Raw genomic sequence first — 22945 nt, forward strand, 5'->3', positions numbered from 1 at the left:
GCTCCCTTCCCCCTTCCTTTCCTTCCCTGGAGTCCTCAGCCATGTCCTCCCTCCGTCGCCCGATCGCCGTCGCGGCCGCCGTCGTCACCGCAGCCGCACTCGGCACCACCGCCTTCGTCCTGCCCGCGACCGCGGTGGGCTCCGCCCCGGCCGCCGGGCCCGCCGCGGAGAAGGCCGCCCCCATCCCGATCCTGGGCGGCACGCTGACCTGGGGGGTGCTGGAGCGCTACCGCACCTACGTCCTCGGCATGGCCAAGGGCGAGATCACCGTGGCGGACGGGGCCGTGAAGAACGCCGACAACACCTTCACCTTCGGCTCGGCCACCGGGCAGTACGACAAGGACGGGGGCCACATCATCACCGCGGCCTTCAAGGGCAGCGTCACCTTCAAGTCCACGCTGCACGGCTTCGAGGTGACCGTGAGCAACCTGCGCTTCGACACCGGTACGGGCGTGCTGACCGGCGACGTCAAGAAGAACGGCGTGGCGAGCGCCGGAGTCCCGCTGGCCGCGGTGGGCTTCACCGGGCCGGTGATGGACAAGCTGACCACCAAGCTCACCAAGGAGTTCGCGGACCAGCTCGGTTCCGCGGACTACGCGGGCATCGCGGGTGACCCGCTGTCCTCCAAGCTGGAGCTCCCGAAGCCGTCCCCGTCCCCGTCGTCCTCCCCCTCGTCCTCTCCCTCGACCTCCGCGTCGGCCTCGACCTCCGCGTCCCCGTCGACCTCCGCTTCCGCCTCGGCTTCCACCTCGGCCTCTTCCTCGGCCTCCTCCTCGCCCTCCCCGTCGGCCGACGGCCCGCAGCAGATCCTGGGCGGCAAGCTGACCTGGGGCCTGAAGGAGTCCTTCCGCAGCTACGTCCTCAAGGGCAAGGGCACGGTCACCCCGGCGGACGGCGCGGTCAAGAACGGCGACACCTTCGACTTCACTGCGGGCAAGGGCACGCTGGACACCAAGACGCGCAAGCTCGACGCCTCTTTCGCGGGCAACCTGCGCTTCCAGTTCGCCGACCACCACATCGACATGACCTTCGCCAACCCGCGGATCACCGCCGAGGGCGAGACGGGCGTGCTGATCCTGGACGTGAAGACGCCCACGCTCGACAAGAAGGCCGTTCCCTTCGCGACCCTCAGCCTCCCGAAGGCCGACTACAAGACGGCGAACGGGGTGCTCGCCCTGAACGGCGTCCGCGCCGCCCTCACCCAGGAGGGCTCGGCCGCCTTCCTCAACGGCTCCGCGTCCATGTACCCGAAGGGCGAGCGCTTCGACGACATCAACCTCGCCGTCACCGTCGACAAGGACGCCACCCTGCCCGGCGGTACGGGCGGCACCACCGGCGGCTCCGCCACCACGGGCGGCTCCGGCACCACGGGCGGTACGGGCGGCACGGCGGGCGGCGGCGGCAGCGTCGGCGGCTCGGCGGGCGGCAACCTCGCCTCCACCGGCGCCGAAGTCCCCGCGGGCGCCCTGCTCGCCGCCTCCGGCGCGGTGATCGCGGCCGGCGCGGGCGCGGTGTTCGTGGCCCGCCGGCGCCGGACCCTGCGCGGCTGAGCACCCCCCGTGTTTGAATGCCCGCGTGAACGATCTCGACGTGCTCAAGGTGTTCTGCGCGGGCGACGGGCGGTTCGGCAACCTGCTGGGCGTCGTGCGTGACGGCAGCCGGTGTCCCGACGACGCGTCCCGACAGGCGCTGGCGGCCGAACTCGGCTACAGCGAGACGGTGTTCGTCGACGACCCCGAACGCGGGGTCGTCGACATCCGTACCCCCGGCACCCGGATGGCCTTCGCCGGACACCCCCTGGTGGGGGTGGCGTGGCTGCTGGACGTCGAGGAGCTGCAGCCGCCCGCGGGCGCCGTATGGGCCCGCGACGACGGGGAGTTCACCTGGATCACCGCCCGCGCCGAATGGGTCGAGGGCAAGCGGACCGAGCAGTACGCGAGCGCGGCCGAGGTCGAGGCGCTGCCCGCCCCGCCGCCGGGCGAGGGCTGGTTGTACGCGTGGGCCTGGGAGGACGAGCGGGCGGGCCGGATCCGGGCCCGCGGCTTCCCGCGCCGCCCCGACCGGGCGATCGTCGAGGACGAGGCGACGGGCTCGGCGGCGCTCCTGCTGACGGCGCAGCTGAACCGGGCCCTGAACATCACCCAGGGCGCGGGCTCCCAGATCCTCACCGCCCCGGGCCCGGACGGCACGATCGACATCGGCGGCCGCGTCCGCTTCGCGGACTGACCCCGGGCCCGGCCCCCTGGCGCACGCGACGCACCCCCCGGCCACGGGCCGAGGGGTGCGGGGGAGGGGCGGGGCTCAGGCGCTGAGCGGGAACTGGTCGCCCAGCTCGCGGAAGACCGCTCCGTTGAAGTCGAAGGCGCGCTTGCACTCGTCGATGATGCGCTGCTTCTCCAGGTCGTCCGCGGCGATCGAGTCCAGCAGCTCCCGGTAACCGCGCTTGAAGGCCGCCGGGTTGGCTATGGCCTCGAAGACGTAGAACCGCACGCCGTCGCCCTTGCGCTCGAAGCCCCAGGTGCGCTCGGCCTTGTCGCGGATGATCTGGCCGCCGGAGAGGTCGCCGAGGTAGCGGGTGTAGTGGTGGGCGACGTACCCGCCGGGCCACTCGGCGGCGCAGGCGGCGACCCGGTCGGCGTACGCGCGGGTCGCCGGCAGGGCCACCACGCTCTCGCGCCAGTCGGGGCCGAGCAGGTGGGCGAGGTCGCGCTCGATCTCGGCGACGCGCATCAGCTCGGGCTGGATGAAGGGGCCCGCGATCGGGTCGTCCTTGAGGGACTCGGCCGCGTCCTCCAGCGCCCGGTACACGAACCAGAGCTGCTCGGTGTAGCGGGTGTAGGCGTCGACGCCGAGCCTGCCGCCGAGCAGGTCGCTCATGAACGACGACGTCTCGGCCTCCGTGTGCTGCTCGTGCGACGCGACGCGGATGACCGTAGAGAAGGCGTCCAAGACGGACCTCCAGAGACCGGGGGCGGGGAAGGGGTACGACCGATCTTCCTACTTAGGCTTACCTAAGTCAATCGGATACCGACGTCCTGTCGGTAAAAAATGTACGCCTTGCCCGCCGCCCTGTCAGCGGTTCGTTCGACGTGGGTCGTGAGCCGTGGGTCTTGGGCCGTGGGTCTTGGGCCGTGGGTCTTGGGCCGACTACGGCAGGGTGAGGATGTCCGCCCCGGTGTCCGTCACCACCAGCGTGTGCTCGAACTGGGCCGTGCGCTTGCGGTCCTTCGTGACGACCGTCCAGCCGTCCTTCCACATGTCGTACTCGTGGGTGCCCAGCGTCAGCATCGGTTCGATGGTGAAGGTCATGCCGGGCTCGATGACGGTGGTGGCGTGCGGGCTGTCGTAGTGCGGGACGATCAGGCCGGAGTGGAAGGACGAATTGATGCCGTGCCCGGTGAAGTCGCGGACCACGCCGTAGCCGAAGCGCTTGGCGTACGACTCGATGACCCGGCCGATGATGTTGATCTGGCGGCCCGGCTTGACCGCCTTGATCGCGCGGTTCAGCGACTCGCGGGTGCGCTCGACCAGCAGGCGCGACTCCTCGTCGACGTCGCCGCACAGGTAGGTGGCGTTGTTGTCCCCGTGCACGCCACCGATGTAGGCCGTGACGTCGAGGTTCACGATGTCGCCGTCACGCAGCACCGTGGAGTCCGGGATGCCGTGACAGATGACCTCGTTGACGGAGGCGCAGAGGGACTTGGGGAAACCCCGGTAGCCCAGGGTCGACGGGTAGGCGCCGTGGTCGCACATGTATGCGTGCGCGACCCGGTCCAACGCGTCGGTGGTCACCCCGGGGGCGATCAGCTTGGCGGCCTCCTCCATCGCCTGCGCGGCGATGCGGCCGGCGATGCGCATCGCCTCGATGGTCTCGGCCGTCTGCACCTCCGGTCCGGTGTACGGAGTGGGCGCGGGCTTGCCCACGTACTCGGGCCGGCGGATGTTTCCGGGAACGGAAAGGGCGGGGGAGAGCTCGCCTGGAACGAGCAGCGACTGGCCAGACATGCGAACGAGTGTATCCAGCGGTGATCGGGCAAGCTGGCGACAGAGGAAGGAGCGTCGAATGGCTCTGTTCAAGAAGCGCCAGGTGGGCAAACCGGGCGAGTGGTACTACTGCCTCGTCCACAAGAAGGTCGAGGAGGGGCCGGAATGCCCGGCGAAGGACCGCTTCGGTCCCTACGCCACGCCCGAGGAGGCGAACCACGCGATGGAGACCGCCCAGGAGCGGAATCTGGAGTGGCAGAACGACCCCAAGTGGAACGACAAGACCCGGGAAGAGGGGGAGGGCGACAGCACGCCCTAGGGACCCTCCCGGACCGGGGACTACCAGCGGTTGGGCGGCGGGGCGGCCAGCTGGTCGGCCAGCCGCGCCAGCCGGTCCCGGAAGCGGTGCGGGGTGCGCTGGGTCGGGACGCCGTTCTCCCCGGCCGCCGCGCTGACCAGGTGCGACGCCGTGTCCAGGTCCAGCTCGGCGCCCTCCGGCACCGACAGGCCGTCGTGCGCCAGCGCGGCCAGCTCCCGGTCGCCGCCGTCGAGGGACAGGACGGTCGCCCCCGAGCGGCGCGCGTCGTGCACCCGCTCCAGCAGCCCCTCGCCGGGCCGCTCCGGCGCCACCACCAGCAGCGTGTGCCCGCGCCGGGCCGCGGCGAGGCGCCCCAGGCCCACCGACAGGTGCGGCGGCTCCCCGGGCAGCACCCGGTGGCGCACCAGCGTCGGCGCCAGCTCCGGCCGCCCCGACCAGGCCGCCTCGTCCACCAGGTGCGCGGCCAGGTGCCAGGGTTCGTAGCTCTCGGTGCCCACCAGCAGCAGGTTCCCGCCGGCCGGTACGACCGCCCGGCGCAGCGATCCCGCGAAGCGGCGGGCGGCCCCGGGCCACTGCGTACCGGCCAGCACCTCGCGCAACAGGGCGACCCTGACGGCATCCATGGGCGGCATCCTGCACCACGGACGGCGCAAACAGGAGCGTTTGGCACCCGCTCACCCATTCGGCCTTGCGCTACCCGGCAGTACCCTCGCCCCCATGACTTCCACAGACAACACCCAGAAGCCCCCGGCGAAGGACCCCCACGACCTCCCCGACGTCTCGGGCCTGATCGTCGGTGTCCTCGGCGGTACCGGGGACCAGGGCCGCGGCCTCGCCTACCGGCTCGCCCGCGCCGGCCAGAAGGTGATCATCGGCTCGCGCGCCGCCGACCGCGCCGAGGCCGCGGCGGCGGAGCTGGGCCTCGGCGTGGAGGGCGCGGACAACGCCGAGTGCGCCCGGCGCAGCGACGTCGTGATCATCGCCGTGCCGTGGGACGGCCACGCCAAGACCCTGGAGGCGCTGCGCGAGGAGCTGACGGGCAAGCTCGTCGTCGACTGCGTCAACCCGCTCGGCTTCGACAAGCAGGGCGCCTACGCCCTCAAGCCCGAGGAGGGCAGCGCCGCCCAGCAGGCCGCGCTGCTGCTGCCCGGCTCGCGCGTCACCGCCGCCTTCCACCACCTGTCGGCCGTCCTGCTCCAGGACGAGTCGGTGGAGGAGATCGACACGGACGTGATGGTCCTCGGCGAGGTCCGCGCCGACACCGACATCGTCCAGGCCCTCGCCGCCCGCATCCCGGGGATGCGCGGGATCTTCGCGGGCCGGCTGCGCAATGCCCACCAGGTCGAGTCGCTGGTCGCCAACCTGATCTCGGTCAACCGCCGTTACAAGGCCCACGCGGGCCTGCGCGTCACGGACGTCTGAGCCGTCCGGGCCACCCGTACGGGGCCGCCCCGCCCACCACCGGCGGGCGCGCCCCCGTACCCCGCGCCCGCCTCAGCCGCGGCGGCCCGTACGTCCTTCCGTCGCGCCCAGGTGCGCCACGACGGCCTGGTGGAAGCGGGCCACGGCGTCGTCGACGCTGCGGATGAAGCCCGACTCCGTATTGCCCCGGGTGCTGCCCATCCCCTTGATCAGCGACAGCCGGAAGCCGGTGACGGCCGCGCCGTCCCGGGGCAGCAGGTCCCCGGGCTCGGGGCGCAGCCGCTCCAGGGTGCCGCGCGGCCCCGGACCCTCACCGTCGGTCAGGGTCTCCACGTGCAGGTCCGCCGGGGCCTCGGCGAGCAGCTTCAGCAGCCGCTTCGCACCCACCAGCGGGTAGGCGGCCTCCGGCGCCGGCACCTCGACGGACGTGCGCACCTTGGCCGTGCGCAGGTCGGCGCTGACCGCGATGACCACGCTGGTCCCGTCGATCCGCAGCTCCGCCGACAGCCGGCCCTCCGCCGCGAGCCGCGCGGCCGCGGCGGCCCGCCGGGCCCCCGGATCGCTGCCCTTGCGGGCCCGCTGCACCGGCAGCGCCTTCTGACCCAGCTCCCCGCCGAGGCGCAGGCAGACCTGCCGGATCAGCCGCTCCCAGCTGCCGACCACCTCGACGGCCCGCGGGTCGTCCGCGCCGAGGGTCTCGTCCTCGATGCCCTTGCGCACGGGCACCCAGGCGGCCCCCATGTTCTGGAAGCCGTGGCAGCCGGAGTTGTCGTGCTGGAGGTACTCCAGCAGTTCCTGGAGCAGCCAGGCGTGCGCGGCGTTGCCCACGCCCTCGTGCCGGATCAGCATCTGCGCCTGGTGGGCGACCTCGGCCCAGGAGAGGTGCCAGAGGCCGACCTTGTGCTTGCGCCGCCCGTCGATCTTGACGTCCACCATGGCGGCGCCTTCGAGGGCCACGTCGTTGGAGAGCGTGATCACGGCCTCGTAGCCGCGCCGCGCGGCGATGTCCATGTACTGCTGCACCTGCTCGGCCTTGAGCGGGTTGCCGTTGGTCTTCGTCTCCAGGAGCGCCGTCCACAGCTTGCCCGCGCGCTCCACCCGGATCACCCCGTCCGGCCGCCGCGGGGTGTCCCCGTGCGGCAGCGACACCTCGGTGAAGGTCTCCATCCGCCCGGCGGGCGCGCCGAAGCCGGCCGTCAGCCTGCGGCCCAGCTCCGGTACCTGCGCCATGACGGACAGCAGCACCGAGGTGGCCCGCACCTCGCGCTCGCCGTCGCTCTTCAAGGAGGGGACGGGGAACAGCCGGGCCGGGCGCCAGGAGTCGTTCTCGGCGAGCGAGGTCCTGGGCACCCGCGGCAGCGTGATCTTCTTCTTGGTGGTGCGCGGAGCCCGGCCCCGGGTCTGCGCGGGCACGGTGTCGGTCGCCGCCGGGGCGAGGGCGTCGACCGCCGGGAGGGCCGCGGCGGGTGCGGCCGTGGTGTCCGGTGCCCGCACGGCCGCCGCGGGCGCGGCGGCCGGCGCCGCGGCGCCCGCCTCCGGGCCGCCCGCCTCCACGGCCTCCTCCGCGCTCGCCGGCTCGTCCGGATCCTCGGGGAGCGCGTGCCCGAAGTCGTTGGTCAGCCCGGTCAGCCCGGTCTCGTAGCCCTGACCCACCGCGCGGAACTTCCACTCCTCGCCCCGCCGGTAGAGCTCGCCGAAGATGAAGGCCGTCTCCACGCCCGCGTCCTCGATGGCGAACCGGACCAGCTGCTCGCCCGAGCGGTCCGCGACCGTCATCCGCAGGTCGTCCAGGTCCCCGAAGCACGTGCCGCCGTACTGGCTGGCCGCGATCACGATCCGTGCGACGTCCGCCCGCACCGCCGTCAGGTCGACGCTGATGCGGTCCTCGTCGCCGTTGTCGGTCGGCGTCTTGCCCAGCAGCTGCACGCTGCCGTCGGCTGCGGCGGTGTGGTTGTAGAAGTAGAAGTCGTTCTCGTCGCGGACCTTGCCGTTCTCGTCCACGAGCAGCACCGACACGTCGGCGTCCCCCGCCCCCGAGGCACTGCTCCAGCCGAGGCTCACCACGACCGCCCCGACGTCCTCGCTCAGGGCCGTCAGACTGACGTTGGCGCCCTTGGAAATCTCCTGCATGTCCGTCCCCCCACTGGCCCGGTGTCGTCCGTCACGGGCCGAGCGGCCGGGCTGTCGTTCTGTTCGCGCGCTCCGAGAGGCGCGCTGGCCGCACCGTAAACCCCCCGTCGCGCGAAACGCTCGGGTTCGGACGAAAAAGGGCCGGATATGACTGCCCGGCACGATGGGGGACACTGGAGGGGTTCGCCGCCGTTCAGTGTTCCCGAGGAGTCCGGCCCATGCCCCGCCTTGCCGTGTTCGCCATCGTCGTCTGCGTCCTGTCGGTGGCCGCGGCCGTCGTCGCCTTCGTCGAGGGCAGCTTCCTCGGCATCGTCTGGGTGCTGCTGGCGGGCGTGACCTCGAACATGGCGTGGTTCTACCTGCGCAAGGACCGGCTCAGCCGCCGAGCGGGCTGATCCCCTCGGCCGAGCAGACCGGATTGCCGCCCTGCCAGAAGGTGTACAGGTCGCGGCCGCAGTAGGTCTCCAGGTCGGACACGCCCAGCTTGCCGAGGACCGCGTTCACGAAGTCGAAGAAGAACGCGTTGACACCGGGGATCCACAGCAGGGCGAAGACCGCCAGCAACCCGAAGGGCGCCAGCGGTTCGACCTCGCGGCGCACCTTGTAGGAGAGCCACGGCTCGATCACCCCGTAGCCGTCCAGGCCCGGCACGGGCAGGAAGTTCAAGATCGCGGCCGAGACCTGGAGCAGCGCCAGGAAGCCGAGGGCGTAGCGGAAGGCCAGCGGCACCCCGTCCAAGGCGTCCAGCCAGAACGGCGCCGTGCACACGACGGCGAAGAGCACGTTGGTCAGCGGCCCGGCCGCCGAGATCAGGCTGTGCTTCCACCGCCCCTGGATCCGCCCGCGCTCGATGTACACGGCCCCGCCGGGCAGGCCGAGCCCGCCCAGGATCACGAAGATCACCGGCAGCACGATGCTCAGCATCGCGTGCGTGTACTTCAGCGGGTTCAGCGTCAGGTACCCCTTGGCCCCGACCGACAGGTCCCCGCTGTGCAGGGCGGTACGGGCGTGCGCGTACTCGTGCAGGCACAGCGAGACGATCCACGCGGACGTGACGAAGAGGAACACGGCGAGCCCGGTACTGGTCGCGTAGTCGGTCCACACGGCCCACCCGGTGACGCCCATCACCGCGGCGACCCCGAGGAAGACTGCACTGACCCGCCGCTCACCGTGACCGCTCTGATGCCCCATGGCCCGAAACCTATCCCAGGGGCCACGGGAGTTGCCCCGGCCACCGGCCGCGGGAGCGGCCCGCCGCGTAATCCCGGTGGGTTCGCCGCCCGGGCCCGTCACAATGGGCCGGTGCGTTACGCGATTCTCGGCAGTGCCCAGGCAATCCGCGGCGACGGAACCCCCGTCGCCCTCGGCGGAGCCCGCTTGCGCGCGCTCCTGACCGCGCTCGCGCTGCGCCCCGGCCGGGCGGTCCCGGTCGAGGTGCTGGTGGACGAGGTCTGGGGCGACGAACCGCCCCAGGACGCCTCCGGCGCGCTGCAAGCCCTGGTCGGGCGGCTGCGCCGGGCCGCCGGGCACGGGGCCGTCGCCTCCGCCGAGGGCGGCTACCGGCTCACCGCCGAGCGCGACGACATCGACCTCTACCGCTTCGAGCGGCTCGCCCGCACCGCCGCGCAGCGCCTGGAAGCGGGCGATCCGGGCCGGGCCGCCGAGCTGTACGAGGAGGCCCTGGGCCTGTGGCGCGGGCCCGCCCTCGCGGACCTGCCGGACCCGACCGCCGAGGCCGCGCGCTGGGAGACCGTACGACTGGACGCGCGCCGGGGCCGCCTCGGCGCGGCCCTCGCCCTGGGCGAGGCGGAGCGGGTCCTGCCCGAGCTGACCGCCCTGTGCGCCGACCTGCCCCTGGACGAACCCCTCCAGGTCCTGCGGATCCGGGCGCTGCGCGACGCGGGCCGGCCGGCCGAGGCCCTGGTCGCCTACGACGGCGTGCGCCGCGAGCTGGCCGACCGGCTCGGCGCGGACCCGGGACCCGCCCTGCGCGCCCTGCACACGGAACTGCTGGCCCCGCGGCCGACCGCCGACCGGCTCCCCGCGGCGGCCCCCGCCCCGGTGGCGCCGGCCGTTTTCGCCCCGGCGCCCGCGACCGGCCCCGACGGGAACCTGCGCGCCCGGCTCACCACCTTCGTCGGGCGCGAGGACGACATCCGCGTCATCGGCGAGGACCTCGCCCGCGCCCGGCTGGTCACCCTCCTCGGCCCCGGCGGAGCGGGCAAGACCCGGCTCTCCCAGGAGGCCGCCGAGGCGCACCCCGCCACCGAGTGGCCCGACGGGGTCTGGCTGGTCGAGCTGGCCCCGGTCGACGACCCCGAGGACGTGGCCGAAGCCGCCCTCGCGGCCCTCGGCGCCCGCGAGACCAAGCTGCGCGGCGCCGCCGCCGAGGAGATGCGCGTCCTCACCGGACAGACCGGCGAACACCCCTTGGCCCAGCTGATCGAACACTGCTCCCGGCGGAGCCTGCTCCTCCTCCTCGACAATTGCGAGCACGTCATCGGGGCCGCCGCCGAGTTGGCGGAGCGGCTGCTCACGCACTGCCCGGGCGTGCGGATCCTGGCCACCAGCCGCGAACCCCTCGGCGTGCCGGGGGAGTTGCTGCGCCCGGTGGAACCGCTGCCGGACCCGATGGCGGTGCGCCTCTTCGCGGAGCGCGGCGCCGCCGCCCGGCCGGGCTTCGCCGTGGCCGACGACCCGGCCGCCGCCGTCGAGATCTGCCGCCGGTTGGACGGGTTGCCGTTGGCGATCGAGTTGGCGGCGGCGCGGTTGCGGTTGCTCACCCCGCGGCAGATCGCGGACCGCTTGGACAACCGGTTCCGGTTGTTGACCAGCGGGAGCCGTACGGTGCTGCCGCGCCAGCAGACGCTGCGGGCGGTGGTCGACTGGTCCTGGGAGCTGCTGGACACCGACGAACGCACGGTCCTGCGCCGCCTGTCCGTCTTCGCGGGCGGCTGCGACCTGACCGCGGCCGAAGCCGTCTGCGCCCTGCGCGACCCCGACGCCCGGTACGGGACCGACATCGCGGACGTGGCCGACGTACTCGGCTCGCTCGTCGACAAGTCCCTGGTCGTCGCCGCCCCGGGACCCGAGGGCGACATGCGCTACCGACTGCTGGAGACCGTCGGCGAGTACGCCACCGAGCGGCTCGCCGAGGACCCCGCGGACCAGGACGCCACCTGCCGCCGCCACCTCGTCCACTACCGCGAACTCGCCCGCACCACCGACGCGCTGCTGCGCGGCCGCGGCCAGCGGGAGGCCGTACAGCGCTTCGCCACCGAGTACGAGAACCTGCGCACCGCCCTGCGCCGCGCCGTCGCCGCCCGCGACGCGGGCGAGGTGCTGTGCCTGATCCACTCCCTCGTCTGGTACTGGCAGATGCGCGACCTGCGCACCGAGATGCGCCACTGGGCGAACGCCGCGGCGCCCCTCGGCCCGAACCCCTTCCAGCAGCCGGTCACCCCCGCGCAGCCCGTGTACGAACAGATCGTGGACACGCCCCCGCCCTACACCGGGGAACTGCTCGTCGAGGCGTGGCGCGGCATCGGGCTGCTCCAGCTGGTCTCCCGCGACCAGTCCACGGGGAGCTGGACCTCGGAGGAAGTCCGCGAGGAGGTCGCCGGGATCGCCGCCGCCTACCGGCCCGGCCTGCCGCAGACCTGCCGGATGCCCGGAGCGATGTACGTCTTCGCCGCCATGATCAGCGGAAATCCCGGGCTGATCCGCCTGATCGCCGACGAGACGGTGGAGGCGTGCCGCGCACTCGGCTACCGCGGGGACCTGGGCTCCGCCCTCCAACTGCGCGCCAACGTCCTGGCCAACCGTGCGGACTGGGCCGACATCGCGGTCCGTGACGCCGAGGAGAGCCTCGCCATCTTCCAGGAGCTGGGCGACGACTGGGGCTGCGCGGAGGCCCTCTCGGCCCGCGCCGAGTCCCACGAGAAGCGCGGCGACTACGCCCTGGCCGGGGAGGACTACCAGGCGGCGATCGCACACGCGGAACGCCTCGACGCCAAGGGCCAGGTGGCGGTGCTGCGGATCCGGGTCGCGGGCGTCCTCATGGAGAGCGGCGGCGGCGAGCGGGCCGAGGAGATCCTCACCGAGGCCCTCGGCGTCCCGCGGCCCTTCAACCACGAGGCCCTGCCCGTCGCCCGGATGTTCCTCGCGACCCGCTACGGCGCGACCGGCCGGATCCCCGAGGCCCGCGCCCAGCTGGACGTGCTGCGCGGGGAGTTCGCCAACGGGGCCTTCGCCATCTTCGAGGGGTTCCTGCTCGGCATCGCGGCCTGGCTCGACAACCAGGAGGGGAAGTACGAGGAGGGCCTGGCGGGGCTGAGGGCCGCGCTGACCACGGCCCGCGAACCGCTCGCCGAAATGGTCGCGCCGCAGATGCCCGCCGTGTACCTGATCAGCGCGGCGGAGGCGCACGCCGGGCTCGGCGGCGCGGAGCACGCCCGCACCGCGGTCCGGCTGATGGGCGCCTACCGGGCGCTGGTCCCGGCGGAGCACGTGCCCGTCACCACCGAACGCGAGAGCGCCGCGCGGGTCACCGAACGGGCCGGGGCGGAGCTGGGCCGGGCCGCCTTCGACGCGGCGTACGCCGAAGGCGGCGGCCTCTCCCTGGAGGAGGCCACCGCCCTCGTCTGACCCGTGGCGGGCCCGGGACGCGATCCGGTCCCGCCCGGATCGGTCCGTCAGGTCTTGTTGCGGAACTTGCGCACCGCGATCGGCATGGTGATCACGGTGATGCCGACCGACCAGGCCAGCGTGATCCACACCGAGTTGCCGATCGGCGTGCCGTTGATCAGGGCGCGGGCCGCGTCGGCCAGGTTGGACAGCGGGTTGTAGTCGGTGAAGGACTGCAGCCAGCCGGGCATCGTGGTCGGCGGGGCGAAGATCGAGCTGCCGAACTGGAGCGGCATCAGGACCAGCATCGCCATGCCCTGGACGGCCTGGGCGGTCTTCATCGTGAGACCGAGCAGGATGAAGATCCACATGAGCGAGGCGCCGAAGACGGCCGCCAGGCCGATGGACGCCAGCAGGTCCAGGACCGAGGTCTTGATGGACAGGCCCAGCATGAAGCCGACGGCCAGCAGGATCGCGATGGCGACCATCATGCGGCCGACCTCGACCACGATCTTGGCGATGAGCACCGAGGACCGGGCGATGGGCATGGACCGGAAGCGGTCCATCACGCCCTTCTTGAAGTCGTCGTTGACGCCGGTGCCGACGCCCATCGCGATGTTCATGCCCATCATGGCCATCAGGCCCGGGACGACGTAGTTGACGTACTCCTGCTGGTTCCCCTTGCCGGAGATCGCACCGCCGAAGACGAAGACGAACAGCAGGGTGAAGATGATCGGCATCAGCAGGACGTCGAACATCGACTCGGGGTCCTGCTTGATCTGCAGGACGTTGCGGCGGGCCAGCGCGCCGATGTGGCGCAGGTGGGCGCGCGGGCCCAGGCGGCCCTCGTCGCTCACGGACGGCGGCCCGGAGACCGGGGCGGGGCGGGTGGGGGCGGGCTTCGTGGCGACGGTGCTCATGCCGCTACCTCCTCGGTCTGGTGGGCGTCTGCGGGGGCGGCCTTGTGGCCGGTGATGGAGAGGAAGACCTCGTCCAGGCTGGGCAGGTAGGTGCCCAGGTCGGCGATGGCGTAGCCGCGGGCGGCCAGCAGGCCCACCACCGCGGTCAGCTGCTCGTCGCTCAGGATCGGGACCAGCAGGACGCCCTCGTCCGGCACGGCCTGGCTGCCGGCGACGCCGTCCAGGCCGGTCTCGGCCAGCGAGCGGGCCATCCCGGGCAGGTCGGCCGGGTCCGCGGGGCGGATCTTCAGGGTGCGACCGCCGACCCGGGCCTTCAGCTCGTCGACCTTGCCGTTGGCGATGACCTTGCCGTGGTCGATGACCGTCAGCTCGCTGGCGAGCTGCTCGGCCTCCTCCATGTACTGGGTGGTGAGCAGGACCGTCGCGCCCTCGGCGACCATCCGCTGCACCTCGTCCCACACCTCGTTGCGGGTACGGGGGTCCAGACCGGTGGTCGGCTCGTCCAGGTAGAGCACCGCCGGGCTGCCGATCATGGAGGCGGCGAGGTCCAGGCGCCGCCGCATGCCGCCGGAGTAGTTCATGACGGCCTTCTTGGCCGCCTCGGTCAGCGAGAACCGCTCCAGCAGCTCGTCCGCGCGGCGGCGGGAGTCCTTGCGGGACAGGTCCAGCAGCCGCCCGATCATGTAGAGGTTCTCCCAGCCGGAGAGCTTCTCGTCGACCGAGGCGTACTGACCGGTGAGGCCGATGGTGCGGCGCAGCTGCCGCGGCTGGCGGACCACGTCGAAGCCCGCGACGACGGCGGTGCCGGCGTCCGGGGCGATCAGGGTGGAGAGGATGCGGACCAGGGTGGTCTTCCCGGCGCCGTTCGGGCCGAGGACCCCGAGGACCGTGCCCTCGCGGACGTCCAGGTCCACGCCGTCCAGTGCTTTGGTCTCGCCGTAGTGCTTGACCAGTCCCCGTACCTCTACCGCGTGGGTGCCGTGTGCCCCACGGCCGGGGGTGATGTCGTTTCGCGTCATGTCCTCATGGGACCAGAGGGCACTGACAAAGCGCCGACAGCCGGCCGACAGCACCTGTCGGCCGGCTGTCGGTGGGTCACCGACGAGCGTCGGTCAGTGGACGCTGTGCTCTTCCAGCGGGAACGTTCCGCCGACCACGTCCTCGGCGAAGGCCTTCGCCGCGTCCGTCATCGTCGCCCGCAGGTTCGCGTACTGCTTCACGAACTTCGGCATCTTTCCGCCGGTCAGGCCCATCATGTCGGTCCACACCAGGACCTGCGCGTCGCACTCCGAGCCCGCGCCGATGCCGACGGTCGGGATGTGCAGGGACCGGGTCACCTCGGCCGCCAGCTCGGCCGGCACCAGCTCCAGCACCACCGCGAAGGCACCCGCGTCCTGCGCCGCCTTCGCGTCCCGCAGCAGCTGGTGCGCGGCCTCGTCGCCGCGCCCCTGCACCCGGTACCCCATGGCGTTGACGGACTGCGGGGTCAGCCCCAGGTGGGACATGACCGGGATGCCGGACTGCACGATCAGCTCGGTCTGGGCCAGCGAGCGCTGGCCGCCCTCCAGCTTGACCGCGCCGACACCGGCCTCCTTGACCAGGCGCGTGGCGCTGCGCAGCGCCTGGACCGCGCCTTCCTGGTACGAGCCGAAGGGCAGGTCGCCGACGATCAGGGCCCGGCTGGTGCCCCGTACGACGGCCGCCGACAGCAGGGTCATCTCGTCCATGGTCACCGGGACGGTGGTCTCGTAGCCGAGGTGACAGTTGCCCATGGAGTCACCGACGAGCATGACCGGGATCCCGGCCTCGTCGAAGACGGACGCGGTCATCGCGTCGTAGGCGGTGAGCATGGGCCACTTCTCGCCGCGCTCCTTGGCGATGCCGAGGTCACGGACGGTGATGCGACGGCTCCCCTTGCCCCCGTACAGGGTGGGGCCGGCGGCTTCGCGGGCAGGCGAAACGGCATGCGTCATTGCAACTGCTCCTAGTGTCATCTCGAGGCACCCTCACGGCGTCCCCGGACTCACCCACCATGGTGGCACCACCGCGCCCCGGGGCGGTAGTGCTCCGCCGCCCGGTATGTCACACCCTCCCCGCGTCCCGGCGGCGTCCGAGCCGCCCGCGAGGCGCGCCCGAGCCAATGTGCGCGTTTCGTGACAAGCGGAACCTAGACCGCACGGTCGTTCGTCCTCCGGGTCGTACGGGCCGGTGAGGACGGCACGGATGGCTCCGGACATCGCCTAGGGTCAAGGGGCGGGGACGGAGCGCGAGCACGGCAGTGAGGGCATGGCATGGCACAGGCGTACGTGACGGATACGGGGAACGGCGGTCCGGAGCCCGAGCCCTCCGGATCCGGCCTCCGTGGCCGACTGGCCGCCCTGCGGAAGGATCCGGGGATCTGGCGGCGCGGCATCGTCACCGCCGCGGTCGCCGTGTTGATCGCGCTCGTGATGGTCTTCCACGCCACGCTGCCCAATGACGTGGGCAACCTCGGCAGTCTCATCGAGACCTTCCTGCCGTGGCTGGCGGTGCCCATCGCCGTGCTGCTGGTCATCGGCCTCGTCCGCAAGTCCGCGACGGCCCTGATCGCGCTGCTGCTCCCGTCCGTGATCTGGGTGCACCTCTTCGGCGGCCTGGTCACCGACAAGTCCGGCGCGGGCGGCAACCTGATGGTCGCCACCCACAACGTCGACGCCGACAACCTCGACCCGCGCGGCACCGCCGCCGCGATGGCGAAGTCGGGGGCCGACGTGCTGGCGCTGACCGAGCTGAAGGCGAGCGCCGTGCCGCTGTACGAGGCGGGGCTGGCGGGCACGTACAAGTACCACGCGGTCGAGGGCACCGTCGGCGTGTGGAGCAAGTACCCGCTCTCCTCCAGCAAGCCCGTCGACATCAAGCTCGGCTGGACCCGCGCCATGCGCACCACCGTGGACACCCCCTACGGCCAGGTCGCCACCTACATCGCGCACCTGCCCTCGGTCCGGGTGAAGCTGAACGCGGGCTTCACCGCCAACCAGCGCGACAACAGCGCCGGGGCCCTGGGCGCCGCGCTCGCCGGCGAACCGCTGAAGAAGGTCCTGCTGCTCGGAGACCTCAACGGCACGATGAACGACCGCGCCCTGTCCGAGGTCACCTCGCAGATGCGCTCCACGCAGGGCGCGGCGGGCGACGGCTTCGGCTTCAGCTGGCCGGCCCAGTTCCCGATGGCCCGGATCGACCAGATCATGGTCCGCGGCATCACGCCCGAGGCTTCCTGGACGCTGGGGCGCACCGGCAGCGACCACCTGCCGATCGCCGCGCGGCTCACCGTCCGGCCGTGACACCGGGCTCCCGGTGCGGGCGCCGTGCGCACCCGCACCGGGGGAGCCGGCTCAGCCCCGCTCGCGCCAGCCGTTGGTGATCGGCAGCCGGCGGTCCTTGCCGAAGCCCTTCGCGGAGATCTTGGTGCCCGGCGGGTACTGGCGGCGCTTGTACTCGGCCGTGTCCACCATCCGCAGGGTCTTGGCGACCAGCGCCCGGTCGTAGCCGGCCGCGACGATCTCCTCCAGGCCCTGGTCCCGGTCCACGTACAGCGCCAGGATCCCGTCGAGCACCGGGTAGTCCGGCAGCGAGTCCGTGTCCACCTGGCCCGGGCGCAGCTCGGCGCTCGGCGGCTTCTCGATCGAGGAGACCGGGATCGGCGGGACCTCGCCGCGCTCGACGGCCGCCCGGTTGCGGTGGCGGGCGAGCCGGAAGACGTCGCTCTTGTAGACGTCCTTGATCGGGCCGTAGGCGCCGACGGAGTCGCCGTAGAGGGTCGAGTAGCCGACGGCCAGCTCCGACTTGTTGCCCGGGGCCAGCACGATGTGGCCCTCCTGGTTGGACACCGCCATCAGCATCGTGCCGCGCAGCCGGGACTGGAGGTTCTCCTCGGCCAGGCCGGTCAGGCCCAGCGCACCCATGTAGGCGTCGAACATCGGCTCGATCGAAACGGTCCGCAGGTGCAGGCCGGTGCGCTCGGCCAGGTCGGTCGCGTCGCCCTTGGAGTGCTCCGAGGAGTACTTCGACGGCATCGAGATGCCGTGGACGTTCTGGGCGCCGATCGCGTCGCAGGCGATCGCGGCGACGAGCGCGGAGTCGATGCCGCCGGAGAGCCCGATCAGGACCGAGCGGAAGCCGTTCTTGAGGACGTAGGCGCGCAGGCCCACGACCAGGGCGTCGTAGACCTCCTCGTCGTCGTCGAGCCGCTCGGCGTACCCGCCGGTCACCACAGCGTCGTACGGCTCCACCGGCTCCTCGGACAGGACGACCCGGTCGATCCGCAGCCCGTCCTCCACCACGCCCTCGACGGGGGTCGGGGAGGCGGCCGGCAGGTCCAGGTCGACCAGCACGCAGCCCTCGGAGAACTGCGGGGCCCGCGCGATCACCTCGCCGTCCGCGTCGACGACGATGGAGTCGCCGTCGAAGACCAGCTCGTCCTGGCCGCCGATCATCGCCAGGTACGCGAGGGTGCAGCCGGCCTCCCGGGCGCGCTTCTGCACCAGTTCGAGGCGCAGGTCGTCCTTGTTGCGCTCGTAGGGCGAGGCGTTGACGGAGACGAGCAGCCCCGCCCCGGCGGCGCGGGTGGCCGGGACCCGGCCGCCCTCCTGCCAGAGGTCCTCGCAGATGGCCAGGGCCACGTCCACGCCGCGCACCCGGATCACCGGCTGGGTGTCGCCCGGCACGAAGTAGCGGAACTCGTCGAAGACCCCGTAGTTGGGCAGGTGGTGCTTGGCGAAGCGGAGGGCGACCTTCCCGCCGTGCAGGACGGCGGCCGCGTTCTCCGGGGAACCGGCGGGCCGGCCGAGCCGCGGCACGGCCCGCTCGGTCCGGTCGAGGTAGCCGACGATCACCGGCAGGTCGCCGAAGCCCTCGGCCGCGAGCCGCTCCGCGAGGGCGACGAGCGCGGTGCGCGAGGCCTCGACGAAGGAACCGCGCAGCGCGAGGTCCTCGACGGGGTAGCCGGTCAGCGCCATCTCGGGGAACGCCACCAGGTGGGCGCCCTGCTCGGCGGCGTGCCGGGTCCAATGGACGACGGAGTCGGCGTTGGCGACGATGTTGCCGACGTGCGCGTCGATCTGATTCAGAGCGAGACGAAGTTGGGGCACGGCCCCACTCTAATCTCTAATCGTCGTTCTGACGCGATGTCCCGGGCGTCGCGCCGGGTCCGGACCGGCGTACCGGTCCGGACCCGGCGTACCGGTCCGGACCGGGGGCGGCTCAGCCGAGGGTGCCGCTCCAGATGGCGCCGTCGTACTTGCCCATGCCGGGCGCGATCTCGAACTGGATGCCCTTGGTGCCCTCGGGCAGACCGAAGGCGAAGATGCCGGTGGCCGACTGGCCGGGCAGCAGCGAACCGGAGAACGGCCGCTCCACCTTGAAGTCGTACATCCGCTTCGACTCCAGCCCCTTGTCGTCGCGCGCGGAGGGCAGCGCGGCGCGCAGCTCGACCTTCTCCTTCGAGTTGTTGGTGATGGTGACGGTCACCTTCGCCGCGAACTTCGGGCGGTCCGGGTCGTACTTGTTGGGCTCCGGGGTGTAGCCGGCGGCCTCCTTGACCGCGACCTCGACCCCGTCGGGGTAGGTGAAGGCCTTGCCGAAGGGCAGCGCGGAGGTCTTGCCCGGGACGTCGACCTTGGGACTCGGGCTCGGGCTCTCGTCCGCGAACTCGTCCTCGTCGTCCCAGGGGTCGCTGTGCGTGGGCGGCAGCCCCTCGTTGACCTGCTTGTCGATGCTCTTGACGATCTGGCTGGTGAAGTACGTCCCGGCACCCGCCGCGGCCAGGCCGAGCACGCCGAGCACCGTGCCGGCTATCGCCATGGTCTTGCGCGGGGCGCCCTTGGACGCCTGGACCATGCCCGCGATGCCGAGGCCGATGGCGACCAGCGCCAGCAGCGCGCCGCCCCAGAAGAAGAAGGGGATGAAGCCGATCGGCACGCTCAGCACGCCGCAGACCAGGGCCGCCACGGCCATGCCGTTGTTCTGCGGGGGGCCGGAGACGCCCGGGTAGGGCATGTTGGCGTACGCGCCGCCGTGCGGGCCCCACGGGTTCGCGGGCGGCTGCGGCTGACCGTACGGCTGGCCGCCGCCGGGCGCGCCCGGCGCGCCGCCGGACGGCGGGCCGAAGGGCGAGGGCGACGGCGGTGCGAAGGCCGAGGGCGCGGGCGCGGGCGCGGTCGCGGTCGGCGGGGTGGCCGGCGCGGTGGCCGGTGCCGCGGGCGCGGCGGCCTGCGCGGGCACGGCCGGGGTCCCGATCATGGTCGCCGCGTGGTGCACCGACGGGGTCGCGGGGGCGGGCGTCGGGGTGCCCTCGGCCACCGTCGGCGGGCCGGACGGCGCGGCAGCGGGCGGCGTGTCGGCGGACGGCGCGCCGACGGGCGGCGTATCGGCGGACGGCTTCGAGGGCTTGCTCAGGTCCAACGAGAATCCTCATGTCGGGGTGCGGCGCGGTGATCTTCCACCCTGCCACGCCCCGCACCCCCGACCAACCGGATTGCCGGCTCCCGGATCAGCGCCCGGGAGCCGGCCCCCGGGCCGTCAGCGCTGGTACCCCAGCACCGTCATCATCCCGGCCTCCGCGTGGTAGACGTTGTGGCAATGCAGCATCCACAGCCCCGGGTTGTCGGCGTCGAAGTCGGCCGTCAAGGTGGCCCCCGGCAGGATGACCGCGGTGTCCTTGCGGGCCCCGCCCGGCTGCCCGCCGAGGGCGAAGGTGTGCCCGTGCAGGTGCAGCGGGTGCCACATCGTTGTGGAGTTGTTGAACTCCAGCCGGACCCGTTCGCCCGCCTTCACCGGGTGCCGCTGGTCCGCCGCGTACGGCTTCCCGTCGAAGGCCCAGTCGTACGCCGCCATCCCGCCCGTCAGCTTGATGCGCAGCGTCCGGTCGGGCCCCCGCGCGGCGAGGGCCGCGGCCCCGGCGGCCCGCAACCGGTCCGCGGTCAGGGGCGGAGCGGCCAGCTCGGCGGGCCGGGTCGCCGCGGTGGGCGCCGCCCCGCTCCCGGTGCGCAGCAGCGCGAGCGCCGAGGCGCCGTCCCCCTTGCCCTCGGCCAGCGCGGTCAGCGGGAAGACGCCGTCCCCGGCCGTGACGAGGACGTCGTACCGCTCGCCCATGCCGAGCAGCAGCGAGCCGGTCTTCGCGTGCTCCACGGGGAAGCCGTCGGTGTGCGTGACCGTCAGTTCGTGGCCGCCGAGGGCGAGCCGGAAGGCGGTGTCCCCGCCCGCGTTGATGATCCGCAGCCGGATCCGCTCGCCGGGGCGGGCCGTGAAGACGGAAGGGTCCCGCGCCGTGCGCCCGTTGACCAGGTAGTGCGGGTAGGCGACGTCGCCGGTGTCCTTGCCGAGCACGGCGCTGCCCCCGCCGCCCATCAGCATGCGCGAGGGCCCGGAGGGGGCGGAGCCGGAGGGGGCGGGGGAGCCGGGCGTCATGGCCCCCATGTCGTGGCCGCCGGCGCCGCCGTGGGCCGCTCCCGGGCCCATGCCCCCGCGGAGTTCGGCGAGGACCGCGTCCGGGGTGGAGCCGTCGATCCCGTCCAGCCAGTCGTCCAGGACCACGACCCACTCCTTGTCGTAGGAGAGGGGCTCCCGGGGGTCCTCGACGATCAGCGGGGCGTACAGCCCGCGGTCCTGCTGGACCCCGGAGTGCGGGTGGAACCAGTACGTCCCCGGGTGCGGCACGGCGAAGCGGTACGTGAACGACGCGCCCGGGGCGATGTCCCGCTGGGTGAGCCCCGGCACCCCGTCCATGTCGTTGCGCAGGGCCAGGCCGTGCCAGTGCAGGGAGGTCGCCTGGGGCAGGTGGTTGGCCAGGGTCAGGGCGAGGGTGCCGCCCGCGGTGACCCGCACCTCCTGGCCCGGCAGCCGGTCGCCGTAGGCCCAGGAGCGCGCGGTCAGCCCCGCCCCGAGGTCCAGCGGGCCCGCGGTGGCGGTCAGTTTCACCTCGCTGACCGGGCCGGTGGCCTTGCGGGCCGCCTCCGCGGCCCGGACCTCGGGGCCGGCGGGGTCGACGTAACCGCCGGGTGCGGGAGGGGTGGAGCCGCCGCTCATGGATCCGTGGTCCATGGACCCGTGGTCCATGCCGGAGCCCCCGGAGCCGCCCGAACAGGCGGCGAGGAGGGCGGATCCGGCCACGGCGGCGGAGGCGCCGAGCACGGCCCGCCGGGTGGGGAGGGTGGGGCGGGGTGTGCTGCTGGTGCTGCTGGTGGTCGCGGGAGAGCGCATGGAGGTGCACCTCGTGGGTGTGGTGACGCGTGGGTGGATGGGCGACGGCTGCCGTCGCTCCCGCGGGCGTGCGGGGGCCACGGCGCGGCCCGTCCTATACGCGCAGCACCACCAGTCGGGCGAGGAGTTCCCGGCCCGTGGGCGGATCGGGCCCGCCGTGCGCCCGCACCCCGCGGGCCTCCCGCCGAGCGGTGGCCGCGGCCCCGGTCCGCGCCAGCGCGAGCGCGCTCACCAGGCTGATCCCGGCGAGCAGCACGGCCAGGCACACCGACATGGGGTCCATCGCCATCCCGCCGTCCGGCCCGCGCAGCCGCGTCCCCGCCGCATCGGCGGGTGCGGGCACGGCCGGTGCGGGCATGGCGTGGGCGGCGGGTGCGGGCGCCCCGTGGGCAACGGCGTGGGCGGTCGCTGCGTCCTGTCCGACAGGGGAGTCGTCCGGGTGGCCCAGCGTGTGCATGGTGACGATGCCCAGCAGTAGCGCGGCGAGCAGCAGCACCCGGGACCACCGGGCGGCTCGCGGCGTGCGGCGGGCAGCGGACGTCATGCGCGGCAGCTTACCCCGGGTGGGTATCCGATGATCCGATTGGCCCCGACCCTGCTTAGGATTGGTCCCACTATGTCCACAAACGGTACGCGGCGCGTCGCCGCCCTCATCGGCCTGGGCGCCGCCGCCTACACCGCCTGGGTGCTCGAAGTCGTGTTGTCCACCGGCCTGAACCCCATCGATACCTACGTCAGCGAACTCGCCGCCCAGGACCAGCCGCTCGGCGGCCTCTTCCGGGCCACCGACTTCACCGCGGGCCTGCTGGCCTTCGCGGGCGGCCTGTTCGCCCTCCTGCGGCTGCGCACCCACGCCGGATCCCGGCGGCCCTGGGCGGTCATCGGCTGGGCGGGCGTCACCCTCTTCGGCGCCTCCACCGCCGCCGACGCCTGGCTGCCGCTCAGCTGCACCCCGACCGTCGATCCCGAATGCGCCGCCCGCGAGACCGCCGGCCTGGTCCCCGCGACCCACCAGGCCCACGCGATCAGCAGCAGCCTGGCCATGACCGGGGCCCTCGTCGGCATCGTCGCGCTGACCGTCGCCGCGCGCCGGTACGGCTGGTGGGCCCCGCTCGCCCGCTACGGCCCGGTGCTCGTGACGCTGGAACTCCTCGCCACCGCGTGGACCCTGAGCGCGATCGCCCTCTTCACCGCCGGGCGCGGGACCTGGGCGCTCGGCGCCGGCCAGCGGCTCCAGGTGCTGTTCGTCGCGCTCTGGCTCGGCCTGCTCGCGTACTCCGTCCACAAGGAGCGCCGCACGTGACGGGCG

The 22945-nt window shown here is 73.1% G+C and carries 20 protein-coding genes; 8 read left to right on the plus strand and 12 right to left on the minus strand.

The features are described 5' to 3' along the window. Positions 1 to 41: 41 nt before the first annotated feature. Together ACIQWR_RS07455 and ACIQWR_RS07460 are read left to right on the plus strand one after the other, a co-directional pair. Positions 42 to 1550, plus strand: coding sequence for an HtaA domain-containing protein (locus ACIQWR_RS07455; protein WP_404005719.1), 1509 nt, complete (start codon positions 42 to 44; stop codon positions 1548 to 1550). A 25-nt stretch (positions 1551 to 1575) separates the two neighbouring features. Further along, a complete protein-coding gene (locus ACIQWR_RS07460) occupies positions 1576 to 2226 on the plus strand; it encodes a PhzF family phenazine biosynthesis protein (RefSeq protein WP_404005720.1) in 651 nt (216 codons plus the stop codon). Positions 2227 to 2301: 75 nt separating this feature from the next. Here the strand turns inward: ACIQWR_RS07460 and ACIQWR_RS07465 are convergent, their stop codons facing one another. Then, complete coding sequence (locus ACIQWR_RS07465; RefSeq protein ID WP_404005721.1) at positions 2302 to 2949, minus strand: heme oxygenase (biliverdin-producing); 648 nt, start codon at positions 2947 to 2949, stop codon at positions 2302 to 2304. 198 nt (positions 2950 to 3147) lie between these two features. Then, positions 3148 to 4005 (minus strand): type I methionyl aminopeptidase, encoded by an 858-nt coding sequence (gene map, locus ACIQWR_RS07470; RefSeq protein WP_404005723.1) that lies wholly within the window; start codon positions 4003 to 4005, stop codon positions 3148 to 3150. A gap of 58 nt (positions 4006 to 4063) precedes the next feature. Here map and ACIQWR_RS07475 point away from each other — a divergent pair, with 58 nt between their 5' ends. Beyond that, positions 4064 to 4303: a hypothetical protein gene (locus ACIQWR_RS07475; RefSeq protein WP_404005724.1), complete on the plus strand. Its 240-nt coding sequence runs from the start codon at positions 4064 to 4066 to the stop codon at positions 4301 to 4303. A gap of 20 nt (positions 4304 to 4323) precedes the next feature. On the opposite strand, the gene ACIQWR_RS07480 is transcribed toward ACIQWR_RS07475, so the two are convergent. Next, positions 4324 to 4926 (minus strand): hypothetical protein, encoded by a 603-nt coding sequence (locus ACIQWR_RS07480; protein ID WP_404005726.1) that lies wholly within the window; start codon positions 4924 to 4926, stop codon positions 4324 to 4326. A gap of 94 nt (positions 4927 to 5020) precedes the next feature. On the opposite strand from ACIQWR_RS07480, the gene npdG reads away from it, so the two are divergent. Beyond that, on the plus strand, positions 5021 to 5725 hold the full coding sequence (gene npdG / locus ACIQWR_RS07485; protein ID WP_385780605.1) for an NADPH-dependent F420 reductase: 705 nt from the start codon (positions 5021 to 5023) through the stop codon (positions 5723 to 5725). Positions 5726 to 5797: 72 nt separating this feature from the next. Here the strand turns inward: npdG and ACIQWR_RS07490 are convergent, their stop codons facing one another. Continuing rightward, positions 5798 to 7855: a TerD family protein gene (locus tag ACIQWR_RS07490; RefSeq protein WP_404005727.1), complete on the minus strand. Its 2058-nt coding sequence runs from the start codon at positions 7853 to 7855 to the stop codon at positions 5798 to 5800. Between the two features lie 218 nt (positions 7856 to 8073). Between ACIQWR_RS07490 and ACIQWR_RS07495 the strand changes: the two genes are divergently transcribed. Next, entirely contained in the window at positions 8074 to 8250 is a 177-nt protein-coding gene (locus tag ACIQWR_RS07495; protein ID WP_399267312.1) for a hypothetical protein, read from the plus strand. Here ACIQWR_RS07495 and ACIQWR_RS07500 read toward each other — a convergent pair. After that, positions 8231 to 9046, minus strand: a complete 816-nt coding sequence (locus tag ACIQWR_RS07500; RefSeq protein ID WP_404005728.1) for a site-2 protease family protein — start codon at positions 9044 to 9046, stop codon at positions 8231 to 8233. The two genes, ACIQWR_RS07495 and ACIQWR_RS07500, sit on opposite strands and share 20 nt — an antisense overlap. A gap of 111 nt (positions 9047 to 9157) precedes the next feature. Here ACIQWR_RS07500 and ACIQWR_RS07505 point away from each other — a divergent pair, with 111 nt between their 5' ends. Beyond that, positions 9158 to 12502: an AfsR/SARP family transcriptional regulator gene (locus ACIQWR_RS07505; RefSeq protein ID WP_404005729.1), complete on the plus strand. Its 3345-nt coding sequence runs from the start codon at positions 9158 to 9160 to the stop codon at positions 12500 to 12502. 47 nt (positions 12503 to 12549) lie between these two features. On the opposite strand, the gene ACIQWR_RS07510 is transcribed toward ACIQWR_RS07505, so the two are convergent. The 3 genes from ACIQWR_RS07510 to panB form a co-directional block, all read right to left on the minus strand. Further along, entirely contained in the window at positions 12550 to 13401 is an 852-nt protein-coding gene (locus ACIQWR_RS07510; RefSeq protein ID WP_404005730.1) for an ABC transporter permease, read from the minus strand. Further along, a complete protein-coding gene (locus ACIQWR_RS07515) occupies positions 13398 to 14420 on the minus strand; it encodes an ATP-binding cassette domain-containing protein (protein ID WP_404005732.1) in 1023 nt (340 codons plus the stop codon). Before ACIQWR_RS07515 ends, ACIQWR_RS07510 begins: the two co-directional genes overlap by 4 nt. Positions 14421 to 14513: 93 nt before the next feature. Next, complete coding sequence (panB, locus tag ACIQWR_RS07520; RefSeq protein ID WP_399267318.1) at positions 14514 to 15374, minus strand: 3-methyl-2-oxobutanoate hydroxymethyltransferase; 861 nt, start codon at positions 15372 to 15374, stop codon at positions 14514 to 14516. Between the two features lie 318 nt (positions 15375 to 15692). Here panB and ACIQWR_RS07525 point away from each other — a divergent pair, with 318 nt between their 5' ends. Beyond that, entirely contained in the window at positions 15693 to 16721 is a 1029-nt protein-coding gene (locus tag ACIQWR_RS07525; protein ID WP_404005733.1) for an endonuclease/exonuclease/phosphatase family protein, read from the plus strand. 51 nt (positions 16722 to 16772) lie between these two features. Here the strand turns inward: ACIQWR_RS07525 and ACIQWR_RS07530 are convergent, their stop codons facing one another. The 4 genes from ACIQWR_RS07530 to ACIQWR_RS07545 form a co-directional block, all read right to left on the minus strand. Then, positions 16773 to 18527: an NAD+ synthase gene (locus ACIQWR_RS07530; RefSeq protein WP_404005735.1), complete on the minus strand. Its 1755-nt coding sequence runs from the start codon at positions 18525 to 18527 to the stop codon at positions 16773 to 16775. A gap of 112 nt (positions 18528 to 18639) precedes the next feature. Beyond that, positions 18640 to 19839: a DUF4190 domain-containing protein gene (locus tag ACIQWR_RS07535; RefSeq protein WP_404005737.1), complete on the minus strand. Its 1200-nt coding sequence runs from the start codon at positions 19837 to 19839 to the stop codon at positions 18640 to 18642. A gap of 117 nt (positions 19840 to 19956) precedes the next feature. Next, positions 19957 to 21636 carry a multicopper oxidase family protein gene (locus ACIQWR_RS07540; protein WP_404005738.1) on the minus strand — a complete coding sequence of 560 codons (1680 nt, stop codon included), beginning with the start codon at positions 21634 to 21636 and terminating at the stop codon, positions 19957 to 19959. Between the two features lie 94 nt (positions 21637 to 21730). Further along, positions 21731 to 22180, minus strand: a complete 450-nt coding sequence (locus tag ACIQWR_RS07545) for a DUF6153 family protein (protein WP_404005739.1) — start codon at positions 22178 to 22180, stop codon at positions 21731 to 21733. A gap of 72 nt (positions 22181 to 22252) precedes the next feature. Between ACIQWR_RS07545 and ACIQWR_RS07550 the strand changes: the two genes are divergently transcribed. Continuing rightward, positions 22253 to 22939 carry a DUF998 domain-containing protein gene (locus ACIQWR_RS07550; protein ID WP_404005740.1) on the plus strand — a complete coding sequence of 229 codons (687 nt, stop codon included), beginning with the start codon at positions 22253 to 22255 and terminating at the stop codon, positions 22937 to 22939. The last annotated feature ends 6 nt before the right edge of the window (positions 22940 to 22945 follow it).

Source organism: Streptomyces sp. NPDC098789, from assembly GCF_044759975.1.
GTDB lineage: Bacteria > Actinomycetota > Actinomycetes > Streptomycetales > Streptomycetaceae > Streptomyces.